Annotated in this window: 18 protein-coding genes; 10 read left to right on the plus strand and 8 right to left on the minus strand. The window is 42.9% G+C overall.

The window, feature by feature from the left end; genetic code table 11:
• The first annotated feature begins 11 nt into the window (after positions 1-11).
• The 3 genes from G1O98_RS10175 to G1O98_RS10185 all read left to right on the plus strand — a co-directional run bounded on the left by G1O98_RS10175 (position 12) and on the right by G1O98_RS10185 (position 1,469).
• Entirely contained in the window at positions 12-416 is a 405-nt protein-coding gene (locus tag G1O98_RS10175; protein ID WP_163928689.1) for a hypothetical protein, read from the plus strand.
• A 75-nt stretch (positions 417-491) separates the two neighbouring features.
• The gene (locus G1O98_RS10180) at positions 492-872 is read left to right on the plus strand and encodes a DUF1304 domain-containing protein (RefSeq protein ID WP_345940540.1); all 381 of its coding nucleotides are present in this window, start codon (positions 492-494) and stop codon (positions 870-872) included.
• Positions 873-965: 93 nt separating this feature from the next.
• Entirely contained in the window at positions 966-1,469 is a 504-nt protein-coding gene (locus G1O98_RS10185; protein ID WP_012412370.1) for a hypothetical protein, read from the plus strand.
• A gap of 28 nt (positions 1,470-1,497) precedes the next feature.
• On the opposite strand, the gene G1O98_RS10190 is transcribed toward G1O98_RS10185, so the two are convergent.
• Positions 1,498-2,067 (minus strand): Uma2 family endonuclease, encoded by a 570-nt coding sequence (locus G1O98_RS10190; RefSeq protein WP_163928690.1) that lies wholly within the window; start codon positions 2,065-2,067, stop codon positions 1,498-1,500.
• 119 nt (positions 2,068-2,186) lie between these two features.
• On the opposite strand from G1O98_RS10190, the gene ureE reads away from it, so the two are divergent.
• The 3 genes from ureE (at position 2,187) to ureG (ending at position 3,963) form a co-directional block, all read left to right on the plus strand.
• Complete coding sequence (gene ureE / locus G1O98_RS10195) at positions 2,187-2,633, plus strand: urease accessory protein UreE (protein WP_163928691.1); 447 nt, start codon at positions 2,187-2,189, stop codon at positions 2,631-2,633.
• Positions 2,608-3,300, plus strand: a complete 693-nt coding sequence (locus G1O98_RS10200; RefSeq protein ID WP_163928692.1) for an urease accessory protein UreF — start codon at positions 2,608-2,610, stop codon at positions 3,298-3,300. Before ureE ends, G1O98_RS10200 begins: the two co-directional genes overlap by 26 nt.
• Positions 3,301-3,366: 66 nt before the next feature.
• Positions 3,367-3,963, plus strand: coding sequence for an urease accessory protein UreG (ureG, locus tag G1O98_RS10205; RefSeq protein ID WP_163928715.1), 597 nt, complete (start codon positions 3,367-3,369; stop codon positions 3,961-3,963).
• A gap of 65 nt (positions 3,964-4,028) precedes the next feature.
• Here the strand turns inward: ureG and G1O98_RS10210 are convergent, their stop codons facing one another.
• Positions 4,029-5,915 carry an ABC transporter ATP-binding protein gene (locus G1O98_RS10210; protein WP_163928693.1) on the minus strand — a complete coding sequence of 629 codons (1,887 nt, stop codon included), beginning with the start codon at positions 5,913-5,915 and terminating at the stop codon, positions 4,029-4,031.
• Between the two features lie 382 nt (positions 5,916-6,297).
• Here G1O98_RS10210 and G1O98_RS10215 point away from each other — a divergent pair, with 382 nt between their 5' ends.
• Together G1O98_RS10215 and G1O98_RS10220 are read left to right on the plus strand one after the other, a co-directional pair.
• Positions 6,298-6,528: a hypothetical protein gene (locus tag G1O98_RS10215; RefSeq protein WP_163928694.1), complete on the plus strand. Its 231-nt coding sequence runs from the start codon at positions 6,298-6,300 to the stop codon at positions 6,526-6,528.
• On the plus strand, positions 6,509-6,742 hold the full coding sequence (locus tag G1O98_RS10220) for a type II toxin-antitoxin system mRNA interferase toxin, RelE/StbE family (protein WP_163928716.1): 234 nt from the start codon (positions 6,509-6,511) through the stop codon (positions 6,740-6,742). The genes G1O98_RS10215 and G1O98_RS10220 overlap by 20 nt, the downstream gene beginning before the upstream one ends.
• Before the next feature lie 251 nt (positions 6,743-6,993).
• Here G1O98_RS10220 and G1O98_RS10225 read toward each other — a convergent pair whose 3' ends face one another.
• Both G1O98_RS10225 and G1O98_RS10230 read right to left on the minus strand, forming a co-directional pair.
• On the minus strand, positions 6,994-7,563 hold the full coding sequence (locus tag G1O98_RS10225) for a single-stranded DNA-binding protein (RefSeq protein ID WP_163928695.1): 570 nt from the start codon (positions 7,561-7,563) through the stop codon (positions 6,994-6,996).
• Between the two features lie 271 nt (positions 7,564-7,834).
• The gene (locus G1O98_RS10230) at positions 7,835-9,091 is read right to left on the minus strand and encodes an FAD-dependent oxidoreductase (protein WP_163928696.1); all 1,257 of its coding nucleotides are present in this window, start codon (positions 9,089-9,091) and stop codon (positions 7,835-7,837) included.
• A gap of 175 nt (positions 9,092-9,266) precedes the next feature.
• Between G1O98_RS10230 and G1O98_RS10235 the strand changes: the two genes are divergently transcribed.
• Positions 9,267-10,625, plus strand: a complete 1,359-nt coding sequence (locus G1O98_RS10235) for an ABC transporter ATP-binding protein (RefSeq protein WP_163928697.1) — start codon at positions 9,267-9,269, stop codon at positions 10,623-10,625.
• Positions 10,626-10,645: 20 nt separating this feature from the next.
• On the opposite strand, the gene G1O98_RS10240 is transcribed toward G1O98_RS10235, so the two are convergent.
• Both G1O98_RS10240 and G1O98_RS10245 read right to left on the minus strand, forming a co-directional pair.
• Positions 10,646-11,263 carry an NUDIX hydrolase gene (locus G1O98_RS10240; protein ID WP_163928717.1) on the minus strand — a complete coding sequence of 206 codons (618 nt, stop codon included), beginning with the start codon at positions 11,261-11,263 and terminating at the stop codon, positions 10,646-10,648.
• A gap of 146 nt (positions 11,264-11,409) precedes the next feature.
• Positions 11,410-12,612 (minus strand): phosphoglycerate kinase, encoded by a 1,203-nt coding sequence (locus G1O98_RS10245; protein WP_163928698.1) that lies wholly within the window; start codon positions 12,610-12,612, stop codon positions 11,410-11,412.
• Between the two features lie 89 nt (positions 12,613-12,701).
• Between G1O98_RS10245 and G1O98_RS10250 the strand changes: the two genes are divergently transcribed.
• Complete coding sequence (locus G1O98_RS10250) at positions 12,702-13,118, plus strand: universal stress protein (protein ID WP_041566493.1); 417 nt, start codon at positions 12,702-12,704, stop codon at positions 13,116-13,118.
• A gap of 296 nt (positions 13,119-13,414) precedes the next feature.
• Here the strand turns inward: G1O98_RS10250 and G1O98_RS10255 are convergent, their stop codons facing one another.
• Entirely contained in the window at positions 13,415-14,125 is a 711-nt protein-coding gene (locus G1O98_RS10255; protein WP_163928699.1) for a GDYXXLXY domain-containing protein, read from the minus strand.
• A gap of 169 nt (positions 14,126-14,294) precedes the next feature.
• Positions 14,295-15,716, minus strand: coding sequence for a DUF2157 domain-containing protein (locus tag G1O98_RS10260; RefSeq protein ID WP_163928700.1), 1,422 nt, complete (start codon positions 15,714-15,716; stop codon positions 14,295-14,297).
• Positions 15,717-15,804: the final 88 nt, after the last annotated feature.

Genomic DNA, 15,804 nt, shown 5'->3' on the forward strand with positions numbered 1-15,804 from the left:
AGAAGCCTGAAGTGCAAGATTTTCAAGACCAAAGAAAAAAATTGCAGGATGACATTGAGAAACTAACTTACCATACTAGCAGACTCAGACGAATCAATGGAAGTTGGGATGCAAGTTTAACAATTACCACTATCATTCTCACTTTAATGATTACTATTTTGGCTTCTTTAAACCAAATAGATGAGCAAAATAAAAAAGTCGCCACTAGCATTTTAGGGGCAGTAATCATAACTATTCAAGCAATTGGTAATGCCTTTCCAGTCAAACAAAAAGCTGGGAGTTATCGCCTACTACAAGCCCAAGCTAGTAATTTACTGATAGATGCTCAATATGTAGAAAATATGGAAGATTTAAAAAATCTCTCATCTCAGTATAGTCATCTAAATATTGAATGTGCAAAAGTTGAAATTCAATAACTGTATTTTCAAGATAACGAGGTTTAATTTACTAGTATAGTGTGTTAAAAGTTAAAGTTTAGGAGACCAGTAACTGTGGAAATATTTGTCAAGTCACTCATAGGCATTATTGCATTCATACATATCCTTTTTCTAGTTGTGCAGATGTTTTTCTGGAATACAAAGTTTGTTCAAGAGAAAATAGTGGGAGATTTCACACCAGAGAAAATTTCTGAAATTCTTGCTAAAAATCAAGGTTTATACAACGGATTTCTTGCTGCTGGCTTAATCTGGGGATTATTTATCTCACAAAAAATTTCACAAGTTGAGCCTTCATCGATTGTGATTTTCTTTTTAATTTGTGTAGCGATCGCAGGTATTTTTGGTAGCATTACTTTGAAACGCCCAACAGCATTTTTAATCCAATCAATACCTGCAATATTGGCTTTATTCTTGCTGTGGTATCCTTATTTTTAAAATTTTATTACTAATATGGCTATTTTGTGTATGGTATGAGTTTAAATAATTATTTTAACTTCCTCAATCAAGAAAATAGATAGAAAGTTCAAAATGGAACCATCATCCTCACTAAATGAAGCAATATTGCAACTTCTTGCTCGTGAAAACGACACATCTCCAACTGCTGGCGCATTCTCATCGGTTTCAGGTGTCTTGGGTGGCTTCAGCATAACGCTTGTAGTACTAGCATTAACTCCTGGTACAATTGCAAGTAATAGTGGCAAAGACTGGATTGTTGCTTTAGTTCTTTTATCAGCAGGACTTTACATCTACTCATCCGGTATTTTCGCTAACTCGATTAGTTATAAAGATGAGAAGGTCAAACAGAAAGTTTTTAAATCTGCACTTGTGTTATTTCACTTATCCAATCTGCTTTTATCAGTAGGATTATTGCTTCTGACCTTTCAGTTTCCTCTTTTATATGCAGCAAGAATCGCTGCTATGATTATTGTATTTTTTGCATTTGTCGTTGCAGCTATCAACTTTTTCTGTAAACTTTCAGGTTCAATATCATCAATTTTGGAATCAATATTGGCATCTGTATCTAGCGGTTAGATTTCCATAAATATTATGGAATCTGCGATTATTCAGGAAAAAATAAACCGATAGAACAACAAAATCCCGGTAACAGTGGCGATGTGATTTCATCATCGCCTAACAAAGTAGCAACTAAAACCAACTGTGCTTTTTCTCGACGATAAACTTCAACTTGTTTCGTGAAGCGATCGACAATCCAATACTCACGCACGCCTTGCACTGAATAAAGTTTCAGTTTTGCTTCCTTGTCTCGAAGCTCGTTTTGTTTACCAGGGGATAAAACCTCTACAACTAACTCTGGTGCGCCTGTCAAATGTCCCGCTTCATCTTCAATTTGCACCAGTCGTTCTCGACTTACCCAAACTACATCCGGTATAACGCTATCTGCTTGTGAAAAAATCACTCCTGGAGCCACAATTGTTTCTCCTAAACCACTCGAATCTGACCAAACATCGAGTTGTCGAGCAATTTTTACACAAACTTGTTGATGACGGCGGTGAGGAGTGCGAGTCACAAAGAGTTCTCCATTAATAATTTCATAGCGCGTCCACTCATTTTCGGGTAGAACCTCTAAATCGTGAATTGTCCAGCGTACTCCCTCAATGGCTTGGTTCATGATTGTCCCCGTTTGGCTTGCTGCCTTCTTTGCTTAATTTTATCTTTCCTTTGGACAAGGCAGTTATGGTATTTAAATTAGGACCATAATGAAAAGCAAAAGTTCAGGCGAAACTCTGTATGCTGATGTTTACCCAACTCAAACCACCTAATGGCGATACTGCGGTTACTTTTACTCTGGCGCTGACAGCAGAAGAACGCACCCGCAGCCGTCATCGCTTTGAAACGGGAGATGGTAAGGTTGTGTTTTTACATTTACCCAGAGGAACTGTCTTACACGATGGCGATATTCTGCAAGAAGAAACCCATAGTAGTTTAATCAGAATTACTGCTAAACCAGAATTAGTGCTGACTGCCTTTGCCCAAACATCACTATTATTATTACGCGCAGCATATCATCTAGGAAATCGCCATGTACCTGTAGAAATTACTCCAACTTATTTACGCTTGTCCTCAGATTCGGTTTTACGCGCGATGTTGGAACAACTGGGGTTAGAAGTTCAAGAAGAAATTTTACCGTTTCAGCCAGAATTAGGAGCTTATGGACGACACCATCATGCTCACTGATAGCCATCTTTTGAGTATTTTACAGTTGGCTAGCCCCGCTTTGCCTGTGGGAGCATATAGCTATTCTGAAGGTTTGGAAATGCTGGTGGAAAATGGTACGATCGCTAACCAGACAAATCTCAAAGATTGGTTAAAAGCAGAGTTGCTCTACGGGGCAATTCGTCTAGAGGCGGCGGTGATGGTACGATCGCAGCAAGCTGCAAAAGTAGGTGATGTAGAGTCGCTATGCCGTTGGAATCTCTGGTTATCCGCAGCTAGAGAAACAGAAGAATTACGCGCCTCTAGTTGGCAGATGGGGCGATCGCTGATCCAATTACTTGGTAAACTAGAACCGCAGATTATACCTATTGCCAATGCTGTGGGTAATCCTTGCAATTATGCGATCGCTTTTGGTATTGCCGTTGCCCATTGGCAAATTAGCATCCAAGCTGCATTACTCGGATATCTGCATAGTTGGGCAAGTAATTTGATTACTGCTGGCGTGAAACTCATTCCCCTTGGCCAAACAGCAGGACAACAGTTATTGCTAGATTTGCAACCATTATTTAGCACTGCGACATTAGAAATTCTCGCGTTGGAAGATGATGAACTCGCTTGTTGTAGTTGGGGTTTGTCGCTGGCGAGTATGCAGCATGAGACGCAGTATACAAGGTTGTTTAGGAGTTAGTCAAAATAATTCGTAATTCGTAATTCGTAATTCGTAATTATTACAAAGGACAAATGACAAATGGCAATAAACGCATTTAGAGTGGGAGTTGCTGGGCCAGTGGGTTCGGGGAAGACGGCTTTGGTGGATGCTTTGTGTAAGGGATTACGTGAACAGTATCAGATTGCGGTGGTGACGAATGATATTTATACTCAGGAGGATGCTCTGTTTTTAGTGCGTTCTCAGGCGTTGGCAAGCGATCGCATTTTGGGTGTAGAAACTGGCGGTTGTCCTCACACTGCCATCCGCGAAGATGCTTCCATGAATTTGGCGGCAATTGAACAGTTAGAAGAACGTTTTATCGATTTGGATTTGGTATTTTTGGAAAGTGGTGGCGATAACTTAGCTGCTACTTTTAGTCCCGAATTGGTGGATTTAACGATTTATGTAATCGACGTTGCGGCTGGTGATAAAATTCCCCGCAAAGGCGGACCAGGCATTACCAAGTCTGATTTGTTGGTGATTAACAAAACTGATTTAGCGCCTTATGTTGGTGCAGATTTAAGTGTGATGGAACGAGATGCTAAAAAAATGCGCGGCGATAAACCTTTTATTTTTACTAATTTAAAAACTCAGTCTGGACTTGCAGATGTAATTAACTTTGTTTGCAAAAATATCTGTTGAAAAATAATTTTATAACCCACGGAGGTGGGTTTTGTCTGTGTAGACGCGGTTTCTAACCGCCCTTTCTATAAAGCCCTTAGATGCCGACTTCGCACCCGTTCAGCACTACCAGTAGGAATTGCAGCAATTAATTTTTGCGTGTATTCCTCTTTGGGTTCTTGGTAAATGCTTTCGGCTGTGCCTTCTTCAACAATTTGACCGCGATTCATGACTAAAATGCGATCGCTCATAAATTTCACTACACTTAAATCGTGAGAAATAAAGATATAAGTAAGCTGAAAATCTGACTGTAATTCTTTGAGAAGATTTAATACCTGCGCTTGTACTGAAACATCCAGTGCTGAAACTGATTCATCGCAGATGATAAACTTAGGATTCAATGCCAAAGAACGGGCTATGCAAATTCGTTGACGTTGACCGCCAGAAAATTGATGAGGATAGCGGTTCATCGCATCTGCACTCAACCCTACCCGTTCTAAGAGTTCGGTTACTCGCTGCCGTCGTTGTTGCTTTGTCTTCCCAACAGCGTGAATTAACAAAGGTTCCATAACTGCGTCCCCAATCTTCATCCGTGGATCGAGGGAACTAAAAGGATTTTGGAAGACTATTTGCATTTCCCGCCGCAATTTTTGCAATGGTTCTCCTTTGAGGTTAGTAATATCTTGTTTCTCAAAGATAATCTGCCCACTCATCGGTTCAATTAAGCGCAGCAAGGTTCTACCAAGGGTGGTTTTACCACAACCAGATTCTCCCACCAAACCTAGTGTTTCTCCTGGCTTGACATCAAAGGAAACTCCATTGACCGCCATATTGTAGCGTTTTGTCCCACCAAACACCCCGCGCACTGGAAAACCAACTTTCAGGTTGCGGATTTGCAGCAGGGGTTCCTTTTCATTGAAGTTTGCCAATCTTTCAGCAATCTCTTCGTTGGTGACTTCTATAGGTAGTGCAGGTTCTTTCGCCTGAATTACTACTTGTCCCGTTGCTGTCTCCTCTGCACTCATGTAGTCAGAAACAGTGAGTAATTTTTGGGGACGGCGGTTGAGTGTGGGGCGACAAGCGATCAAACCTTTAGTATATGGATGCTGAGGACTGCTGAAAATTTGATCGGAAAGACCAGATTCGACAACTTTACCTTTATACATCACCGCTACTTGGTCAGCAATTTCCGAAATTAGCCCCAAATCGTGGGTGATGAAAATCATTGCCATGTCACGGCTTTGCTGCAATTCTCGCAACAAATCCAAAATTGTAGCTTGCACCGTCACATCCAAAGCTGTGGTTGGTTCATCGGCAATTAAGATTAATGGGTTGCAAGAAATTGCCATTGCAATCATTACCCGTTGCAGCTGACCCCCAGAAAGTTCATGAGGGTAGCGTTCCAGCATGGCTTCTTTGTGTTCTTTAACCAACTGGGCCAACTTTGATGGTTCTGGTTTGGGTGAATTGGCATTGGTTTGATGCCAAGTTTCGATATACTGCTGTTGTATTTCCTCATCGTTAGGTAAAAGTTTAACCTCTTGTAGACCTGCGATCGCAATTTGTCGTGCTTGGGCTGCTGACACCTTTTGATGCCGCATAATCGCTTCTGTTAGCTGAAACCCAATGTCATAAACCGGATTCAGCGAACTCATCGGTTCTTGAAAAATCATGGCGATGTCGCCACCCCGGTGTAACTGCATTTGCTCAGGAGGCAATTTTACCAAATCGATGGGGTTGGCATTCTCCTGCGGACGAAACCAGATTTCACCGCCAGTAACTATACCGGGAGTTTGCAACAAACCCATCACAGCTAGGGCTGTCACTGATTTACCACTCCCCGATTCTCCTACTATTCCTAGAGTTTCACCTCGATGCAGTCCAAAGGAAATACCATCCAAAGCTCTGACAGTATTGCCATCACCGGGAAATTCAACTTGGAGATTGCGAACCTCTAGGACAGTTTCTCTCATAGGAGTTGGGTAGAAATATCAACTTAAAATTATTCGATTTTAACAATAGTCTTGATGTATATGCTAAGTAAATATGGTTTTTACACTTTTTAGCAGTTTTATCACATACTTCCACAATATACACGCATTTGCGATATAGAACTGCTTGTGACTTCTGCAAATTGCGATCGGCTCATGAGTTTAGTGATGATTGCCCTGCGATGCCTGCGGCGGCTACGCCTACCCTAATCTCTGCTTCTACTTTTCAGAAACATTTGCCCTTACTGCGGCTAGATCGTATCATATTCTTGCCAAAATTTACCAAATGTAAGAAGCTGAGGCTTTGGATTTAGAGATTAAAATAGAGTCAGTAAAGGTAGGATTTACTTGATTAGGAGGTTCTATGATGACTTTACAAGAAATTATTAATTCTATTGAAAGTTTGCCCACAGAAGATCGAGAGTATTTATTTGAGTTTCTTCGCCAGCAACGAATTGAGAATCGGCGGGTTGAAATTTTGGCTAATGCTCAGGAAGTAATGCAGGCTTTTAAGAATGAGACAGCAAAGAGAGGAAGCGTTGATGATTTGATCGCTGATTTACTCGGAGATGATGATGGAAGTTGTCTGGAGTAGTGGATTTAAGCGATCTTTTAGGAAGATTATAAAGAAAAACCCACAATTAAAGAATCAAATTGTTAATGTCTTAAGGCTTTTGGCAGATGATCCATTTACACCGTCTTTGAAGTCTCATAAGCTAACAGGAAATTTAGCGGGTTTGTGGTCTTGTTCTGTTGCTTATGATTGTAGAATTATCTTTAATTTCTCTGAGGATGAGAAGTTGTTATAAATGGTTATTTTATTGATTGATATTGGTAGCCATGATGAAGTCTATTAAAATGTAAAATAGAGGCTGAAGCTTGGGATTTAGAGATTAAAATTCTCTATCTCTAACTGTTCGATAGCTAAAGCCATTTCTCACGACAAGACGAAAAGTGTCAACACAGACAAAAAATAGCACATCCTAAAGGATGGCTATTTGTAGAAATTATCTAATTGTGATGTTAGTTAGCAAATTGAATACACGCTCAACTAACAACTTTAGAAGGGAATATCATCTGGATCTGGTTCTTCCGCTTTCACTGCTGGATAAGTGGTTCGCTCATAATTTGTAGATTGGGGTACGGGTTCGTAACTTGTCGCTTGGGGAGCAACGCCAACAGGATTTGCAGCCGGAGTAGGCGCTGGACGTGGTGACTCGTAAGTGTTAACTTCTTTCTGGGGAGGACGAGATGCTGATGGTTGTCGTGGAGCAGTTTCAGTGAATGATGGAGTTGCGGTTGCTGAAGGCAATGGATCGGTATTAAAACTACCTCCAACAGGTTGAATTTGTTGCACTGTCAATTCAGCGCGTTTTTCTTTAAAACCTTCCATCGGAACAGTATTCATGCCTAAACGCCCTACCAAGATGACGCGATCGCCTTGGTGGTAGTTTTGTTGAATTTCTGTCGCTAAATTCCCCCAACCGACAACTTTCAGGGTGGCTGGCGGGTCTTCTGGTTTCAGGGAATTGGGAAACTGCACCAGCATTTCCGTAACTCCCAAATTATCGGCTGTATAGCGGAGTTGCGGCTCGTTAATAATTTCCGCCATCAAAACGCAACTGTTCATTAAAATTACTCCTGACTGCAAAAAGTACTGATTGAAAAAGTTGGGGTTTTTCTATGTAGCGCCAATTAATATCTAGATATGTTTAATTGTTTGCATTTTTTAATAATGCCTGAGTTTTTAGTCCTTTCTAGCATAAAAGCCAAGCGATCGCTTTGAACAGCATTAAGTATGCCGTCCGCCACCCTCGCTTGACTAAATTGAGCATTCAATTCTGCATTGAGTAGTATAATTGTACCACTAGTTGAAGAAAGAGAAAAATTATTGGCAAAAATTAAGTCTTGACGTGAGAGGGGAAAACACCGAAGGCGATCAACCTGGCTGGTAGGTCGCGCAAGATGGGTAAGCGCAAAAACCCAGGTGGTACAAAGGTGCGATTTGAGGTGAGAACTGGCGCAAATACCCGTTTCTGGATAAAAGTTTGAAACGCCTGAATGATACGTGTGGGCAACTCGCGTTGACGCTGTACTTTTGCTAGGTCGCTAAGTTGTACTTGTCCGTTTTTGAGCGGTTTGCTGAGTACATTCGCGGCGACGACAGCATCTTGAATCGCGTAGTTAATCCCAACTCCACCCACTGGGGACATTATATGAGCAGCATCACCAAGGAGTAACAGTCCTGGACGATACCAGCGTTTAACGCGGCTGGACTCGACTGAGAGAAAAGCTATTTGTGACCAGTCATGTAAATTTTGGATGCGTTGCTGGAATTCTGGCACTACTTCCACAACAGATTTTTTTAATTCCTCCAAACCCTCAGTCCGCAGTTTTTGATAGCCTCCCTTGGGGATGACATAAGCAACTTGCCACTCATCACCACGGTCAAGCATGGCGATGATTTTACCTTGACCAAAGCGCCCCATTCCCCCCTCTGGGTCTTCTGGCTGGCGCGGTAGGCGAAACCAGAGGACATCCATTGGCGGCGAGGTTTCGATGGATTCAAACTCACCCAGGTGGCGTAAACGTGAGTGGCGACCGTCTGCACCAACTGTAAGTATTGCCCGGATTTCATGCCAACCACCGCCTCCCCGATAGCGGACACCTTGAATTACGCCATTTTCAGCAATTAATTCTTGCACATTCGCACCCATTACCAGATGGAAACTAGGATATTTTTGTGTTTCTTGAGTGATAAACTCCAGGAATTTCACCTGGGGAAGCATCGTAATGTAGGGGTAGTGGGTTTTTAGGTGACTAAAATCTGCCAAAGTGACAGTATCTTCTGGAGTTTTAAACCTAATTTGGCGCATTTTGGCATGGGGGAGTTCTAGCAAGCGATCGCTAAGTCCCAATTCTTCCATAATTTCCATCACCGACGGATGAATCGTATCACCGCGAAAATCGCGATCGAAGTCTTTGTGTGCTTCCAGTAGCATCACCGAAATGCCTTGACGCGCTAACAACAGCGCCAAAACTGCTCCGGCTGGGCCCCCACCCACAATGCAACAATCTGTGGTTTGTACATCTACAATGTCATGGATAGGGTTAACGCTTGGGTCTTGAGAAAGATTTTTAGGTACATCGGTAGTCATAACAACACCTTCTGATAGCCCTAAAATTTAGGATAGTTTGCTTTTGATTGTGCAAGCTGTTTTTTTTACTTTTCGTATTTACATAGAAGGTGTATTATGATGGGCGCTAAACCGTCATTGGTCATTAGTCATTTGTCCAATGCCCAATGCCCCATGCCCAATCCCCAAATTAGTTGTGTCCCAAGTTATTTTAGAAAACGTTTATAAAAGTTTTTCCTCACGTAAAGACGAAGGTGTTACCTCACAAAACCAATCTTCTCCCACGCCTGGGGAGAAAACTGATGCAGCGCAAGAACGTGCGGGAAGTGTTAACGTCTTGCGACGGATTAACCTGACGATCGCAGATGGCGAGTTTATGGTGCTGGTAGGCCCTTCTGGTTGTGGGAAAAGCACCTTGCTGCGGTTAATCGCTGGGTTAGAAACGATGACTGGCGGTAATATCTGGGTAGGCGATCGCTTAATCAATGACCTACCACCCAAAGAACGCGACATCGCAATGGTGTTTCAAAATTACGCCCTCTATCCCCACATGACGGTGTATGACAACATCGCTTTTGGACTGCGCCGTAGGGGAAGCAGGGGAGACGAGGAGCATACTTCTCTACGAGAGGCTGCGCCAACGACTACGCTCAGTAACCGGGGGAGCAAAGGAGAAAATACCCCCTATATTCGGAAGTGGGCAGAAAATCTCTTCGTGGGGGCGACAAGAAAGTTACCTAAAGGATTGCGCTACACTTCTGAGAAAGAACGGGCGGTAGATCAGCAGGTGCGTAGTGTTGCCCAACTGTTACAAATCGAAACATTGCTAAATCGCTTACCCAAACAGCTATCTGGGGGACAAAGACAACGAGTTGCACTGGGAAGAGCGATCGCGCGTGACCCCCAAGTGTTTTTAATGGATGAACCGCTTTCTAACTTAGATGCCAAATTGCGGGCAGAAACCCGCGCCCAAATTGTGAAATTGCAGCGCCAACTGGGGACAACAACAATTTACGTTACCCACGATCAAACAGAAGCGATGACAATGGGCGATCGCATTGCGATTATGTCTGAGGGTAAAATTCAACAAGTTGCTTCTCCCCTAGAACTTTACAATCGCCCTGCCAATCTTTTTGTAGCAGAATTTATTGGTTCACCACCGATGAATTTTATTCCTGTAGAATTCCATGCCCCACAGTTGATTACGCATTCCCAGTTGCGTTTCACCCTGCCAGAAGTTTGGGGAAAAGCTTTACAAAAATATGATGGGAAAACTCTAATTTTAGGCATTCGCCCAGAACACTTGAACTTGAGTATGCCTGCTACCAAAAATCTACCAGTGCAAGTAGATTTGGTAGAGAATCTCGGTAATGATTCCTTTCTCGCTGTTAAGATTGCTGAACCGGGTTCTCAGCCTGCCACTACAGCCAATTCCCTACAAGTGCGAATCCCACCAGACCGTCTTGTACAACCTGGTGAGCAACTATGGTTATCTCTAACTCCAGAGAAAATTCACTTTTTTGACCCAGAAACCCAGTTAGCAATATTTCCTTAAAAGTAACCGTGTCAAATTGGTTAATCAAAATCTGTCGGTAAATCTGGTTGGCGATAATGTTGAAAAAGCCGCGTGATTTGCACTGGTGTCACACGTCCCAGAGAAAGTTCTGGTAAAGCATCTTCAGAGAAAAAACCTACATCTTCAGTTTCAATACTTGATGATGGAGAACCACCGATAAGTTCACATTTAAAAAACAGCTTATAGACATAAAAAGGCAACGGTGGATGTCCCTGTTTGTTTCTATCATAAACTGCTAGTAATTTAATAGCGCGTGCTTGATATCCAGATTCTTCATATACTTCTTTAACAACTACTTCACTGGGTGACTCGCCAACATCAGCCCATCCACCAGGTAAACTCCAACAACCGTCTGCTTTTTCTTTGACTAACAATATAGTATTTTCGTAAAAAATAGCTGCCCGCACGTCAACTTTGGGAGTTGCATATCCGACTTCACGGCCAAATAAATCGAGGACATAGCTGTGTTCTACGTTCGAGTAAGTCGCCATGATTTCTGTGGCGATCGCTCGTAATTGTTTATAGCGTTCAATATCAAAAGGCCCTTCAGAATAGGTTAGACCATTTTGAGCGATCGCTTGTAACTTTTGCGCCCACTCCAGCCATTTAGTTTCCATATTTAGGGATTGGGGATTGGGTACTGAGGATTGGGCATTGGGGATTGGGCATTGGGGATTGGGCATTGGGGATTGGGCATTGGGATTGGAAAATAGTATTTTTAATCTTATTTCCCGTTCCCCATTCCCCATTCCCCATTTCCTACTTACGCATCATCTAAAGCTGCAATTCCAGGCAATACTTTGCCTTCAAGTAACTCCAAGCTAGCGCCGCCGCCGGTGGAAATATGGCTCATTTGGTCTGCTAAACCAACCTTTTCCACAGCCGCTACTGAGTCACCACCACCAATGATGGTGGTTGTACCAGTTTTACCAATTTCAGCGAGAGTATGAGCGATCGCTTCCGTACCTGCCGCAAACTTATCAAACTCAAATACACCCATTGGCCCGTTCCAAATTACCGTTTTGGTATCTGCAAGGGCTTCTTGGAAAAACTTCACCGAGTCTGGCCCAATATCCAAACCCATCCAACCATCGGGGATATTCTCAATGCTAACGGTTTGAGAATTGGCATCAGGGGCAAAGTTATCTGCCAATACCACATCTGTGGGTAGCAATAAAGCAACACCCCGTTCTTTAGCCTTAGCTTCCAAAGACTTCGCTAGTTCTAGCTTGTCTTCTTCTACCAACGACTTACCAACACTCAAACCACGGGCTTTGTAGAAGGTGAAAATCATCCCACCGCCAATAATCAGCTTGTCGCACTTCTCCAGCAGGGTTTCAATTACACCAATTTTGCTGGAAACTTTGGAACCGCCAATAATTGCCGCCAAAGGACGTTGGGGATTTTCAATAGCGTTTTGCAGATATTGCAATTCCTTCTCAACCAAATATCCAGCTACAGAAGGGCTGAGGAATTTAGTCACACCTTCAGTAGAAGCATGGGCGCGGTGTGCAGTACCAAAAGCATCATTTACATAAAAATCAGCATTAGCTGCCAATTTTTTGGCAAATTCTGGGTCGTTTTTCTCTTCTTCTGGATAAAAACGGACATTTTCTAGTAATAGCACTTGGCCATTTTGCAAAGCGGCAACTTTCGCTGCAACTTCATCGCCAATAGAGTCATCAGTTTTAATGACTTCTTGCCCTAGTAACTCAGAGAGACGCTTGGCAACGGGAGTTAGGCGTAATTTGTCATCCACACCCTTGGGACGGCCAAAATGACTTGCGAGAATGACTTTAGCACCCTTCTGCGTTAAATCTTGGATGGTTGGTAGAGCGGCACGAATGCGAGTATCGTCGGTAATCTTGCCTTGATCGTCCACAGGCACATTAAAGTCAACCCGCACTAAGGCACGTTTCCCAGATATATCAGCTGAAGATAAACTTGCTAAACTTTTTTTGGACACACCAAACTCTCCTGATTGCCTTTTTGTTATTGTTTTGAAAGTAGAACCATCAAGATTTTACCGGAGTCAGGGGTACCCAAGTGACAGAGATATTTAAGACAGTACTATTTCCTATCGATCAAAGCCGGGAAACGCGGGAAGCTGCTGATGTTGTTACCAACGTAGTCAAAAAGTACAGCAGTCGCTTGGTGCTGCTGTCTGTGGTAGAAGAACCGCCTCCAGATGCTCCGGATGCGCCTAGCGCAGATCCGATGGTGTCACCAGAAGTAGTTGCAAAACTGCTAGAAAATGCCCAATCTTTATTTTCAGGGCAAGGAATTCAATCCGAAATTCTGGAAAGGCAAGGTAAACCAGCTTTTACTATCTGCGATGTCGCTGATGAAATTGGGGCTGATTTAATTATTATGGGCTGCCGGGGGCTAGGCTTGACTGAAGAGGGAGCGGATGATAGTGTGACAACTCGCGTGATTAACCTTTCCCCTTGCCCAGTGCTGATTGTGCCTTAGTAAGCTGTTAAGCATTTAATTGGCACCTTGAGATCGCAGGGTGGCAGGGGGCAAGAGGGTTTGCAGCTTTTATTACCATTAAAATGATGCAATTTAAATGACGATTAGCTTAGTAGTCAGTGTCTCCAGCAATTAATTATGTCTTATCCAAAACCCTTGTAGAGGCGTAGCAATGCTACATCTGTACAAGGGTTTTCGGAAAAGTCTAATGACAAACAGAAAATTCTGAGCGTCGCCTGGTGACGCTCAGAACTTTGGAAATAAACCTTCCATGTTTACATGCTTTGCCTAACAGCTTAAAAGCGATAGTTGCGATCGCGTACCCACATACTAACTGGAACAGCTTTACCCTGTGGATCTACTTTCGCTTTCACCACAATGGGGGGTACTTGTCCTCTACGGGCGCGTTGGGTTCGCAAATCGTTGCTAATCTGCTGGCGTTGGTTTTCTGGAATGTAATAAGTTTCCAAGCCGTAGTTAACGGAACCATCCTGATAAACACCTTTTAAGGCTACCTGATTGGCTCTTAGAGATGTTGGGCGATCACGACTTACTCGTAATGGTCTCCAAGCTCTAGGAACACCATTACCAGTGGATAGTTGCTCTTGCAAAGTCACGTAGATATTGGTTCCTTCAGGCAATCTTCTGCCGCTTCCACGACCTTTGCTGACAATTGTTTGCCAACCAGGTAATCTACTCAAATTTGAGGTACGGGATATGTTGTAATCTAGCGCTAAGGTATTACCGTCTAGTACATTGTTCGGGTCTACAGGTACGGTTTGCAAAATCACCGTTTTACCTGTCACATCTGTATAAACGGCTTGGGCTGGTACTGCCATAATTAACCCTGTTTGTAGCGCCAGGGGAGCTAGTAACCGCCAAAAAGGTAAGGGCTTATTCGATTTTTGTTCAGTAGCAATCAAGTAATCCCGAAAAGTCACCTTACTCGAGAACTCGGCTTCGGGAGACAAGGTTTTATTTTTAGATTCAGAAGAACTATTAGTCATGAGCGTAGTCCTAAAAAGCAGAGGAATTGAGGAGGTCAAAAGTAACGAGATTAGGACTAACGCAGAGAAACTTTAAAAATTTTGACGCACAGAGATAGAGATGTTGATGATGGGGAAATTCCTGAATTCTGTTAGCGTTGCGGGGCATTTAGCCCATGCTGAATTTGTACTATTTTTTACTTGCAGAGCTAGAGCCACCAGGTAAACGGCGTTCAAACCAGAGTCCAGCGCTAATTAAAGCGGAACCGCACAAGATAAAGACTAGAGACTTGAAAAGTAAGTCGGTGTCGTACTCTTGCACGCGACTGATAATTTGCAGTGTCACTAACAGCATACCGCCCCAAAAGGAACTTCTGTTGCTTAATTTCAATCCTTCTTGAATTAGTCCCCATGCTAATGTTGCTAGAAGTACATTGAAAATAAAAACACCAAGTTCATCAATCCGACTGATAGTTTGATGCCAAAAAGGTACTATGGCAATAAAGGCAAGAAAAGTACCAATAACAGCAGTTGTGAAAATCACTTCGCGGCGCGGAGGATTATTTCTTTGACGCAGTAGAAATAACCATTGCAATACCGCCAAGCCACTGAGAATCCCCAAATCGATGATCGGCAGAGACTGGAACAAGTTTGTCAAGTTCGTTGGCTGATTATAACCATAATTTGGAGATTCCCAAACCCAACGAAAAGACAGAACATAAAACACACCACCAAAGCTAACCAACGCCAAATTACGGGCCAGAGATTGAAACAATCTGTAATTTATGGTTGGAAACAGCAGATCATCATAACTCCAGAATAATGCAGGTGGGAGTGCAAAAGCAAAAGATGCCACCCAAGGCGCTATATCAGCATAATTCAGCAGTGGCAGAGGATTAAGGTTAGCTTGTAGGGAACTAGCGAAAACAAAGGCTGCTAGACCAAAAATCCAACGCGATCGGCAGAAGTAGGCTAAGGGGACAAACACCAGCCATGCCAACAAAGGCAAATGCTGCACCACTAACCGCGACCAAGTTAACTCTCCTGTTGCGTACCATAAGTCTTCTAATCCCGTCCAATACCCGATTTCCACAAGGATAATTGACAGAATTCCTAAAGAATTTATGGACAAACTGAAGGCCATCACCACAACACCCAACCCCCAGGCGAGAAAAAGTTGGGAAGTTGAACCGGCGATATTGAACATCTGGGCCATCAGCAGTAAATTTGCGCCGAAAATGAAGGCGCTTAAAATGAGCAACCCTTCTCCCAGTAAGCGTTTACTTTTTTGTGGCTTCTTTCCTTCAGGTGTTATCCAATTGTAAAAACCGGTGATTGCGATCGCAAAAAACAAACTCATCATCAGAATAAATTTGACTTCCCGCGAACCTCCCTGCCAGTTTCCTGATACAAAGGTAATTATGCCTAGGCATAAAAGGATGCTGCCTACAGTGATCGCGATCGCTTTATTGCGATCGCGTACAGCAGCTTCCAGGTTTTTAAATTGATAACGTTCTGCTATTTGCTCATACAGCGAAGAACTAATTAATCCTTCATCCCTCCATAGTTGTGCTTCTTTGCGTAACTTTTGCGGAAAACTATCTAAGAACATGACCTTCTCCGGTGCAGTGGGGTAGCTTGGCCATTGCGTTCTGAATGGCGGTCATTATATTTTGAGTATGAAGCCAAAAGGCTTGATT

Origin of the sequence: Nostoc sp. UIC 10630 (genome assembly GCF_010747425.1) — a bacterium.
Classification (GTDB): domain Bacteria; phylum Cyanobacteriota; class Cyanobacteriia; order Cyanobacteriales; family Nostocaceae; genus Nostoc.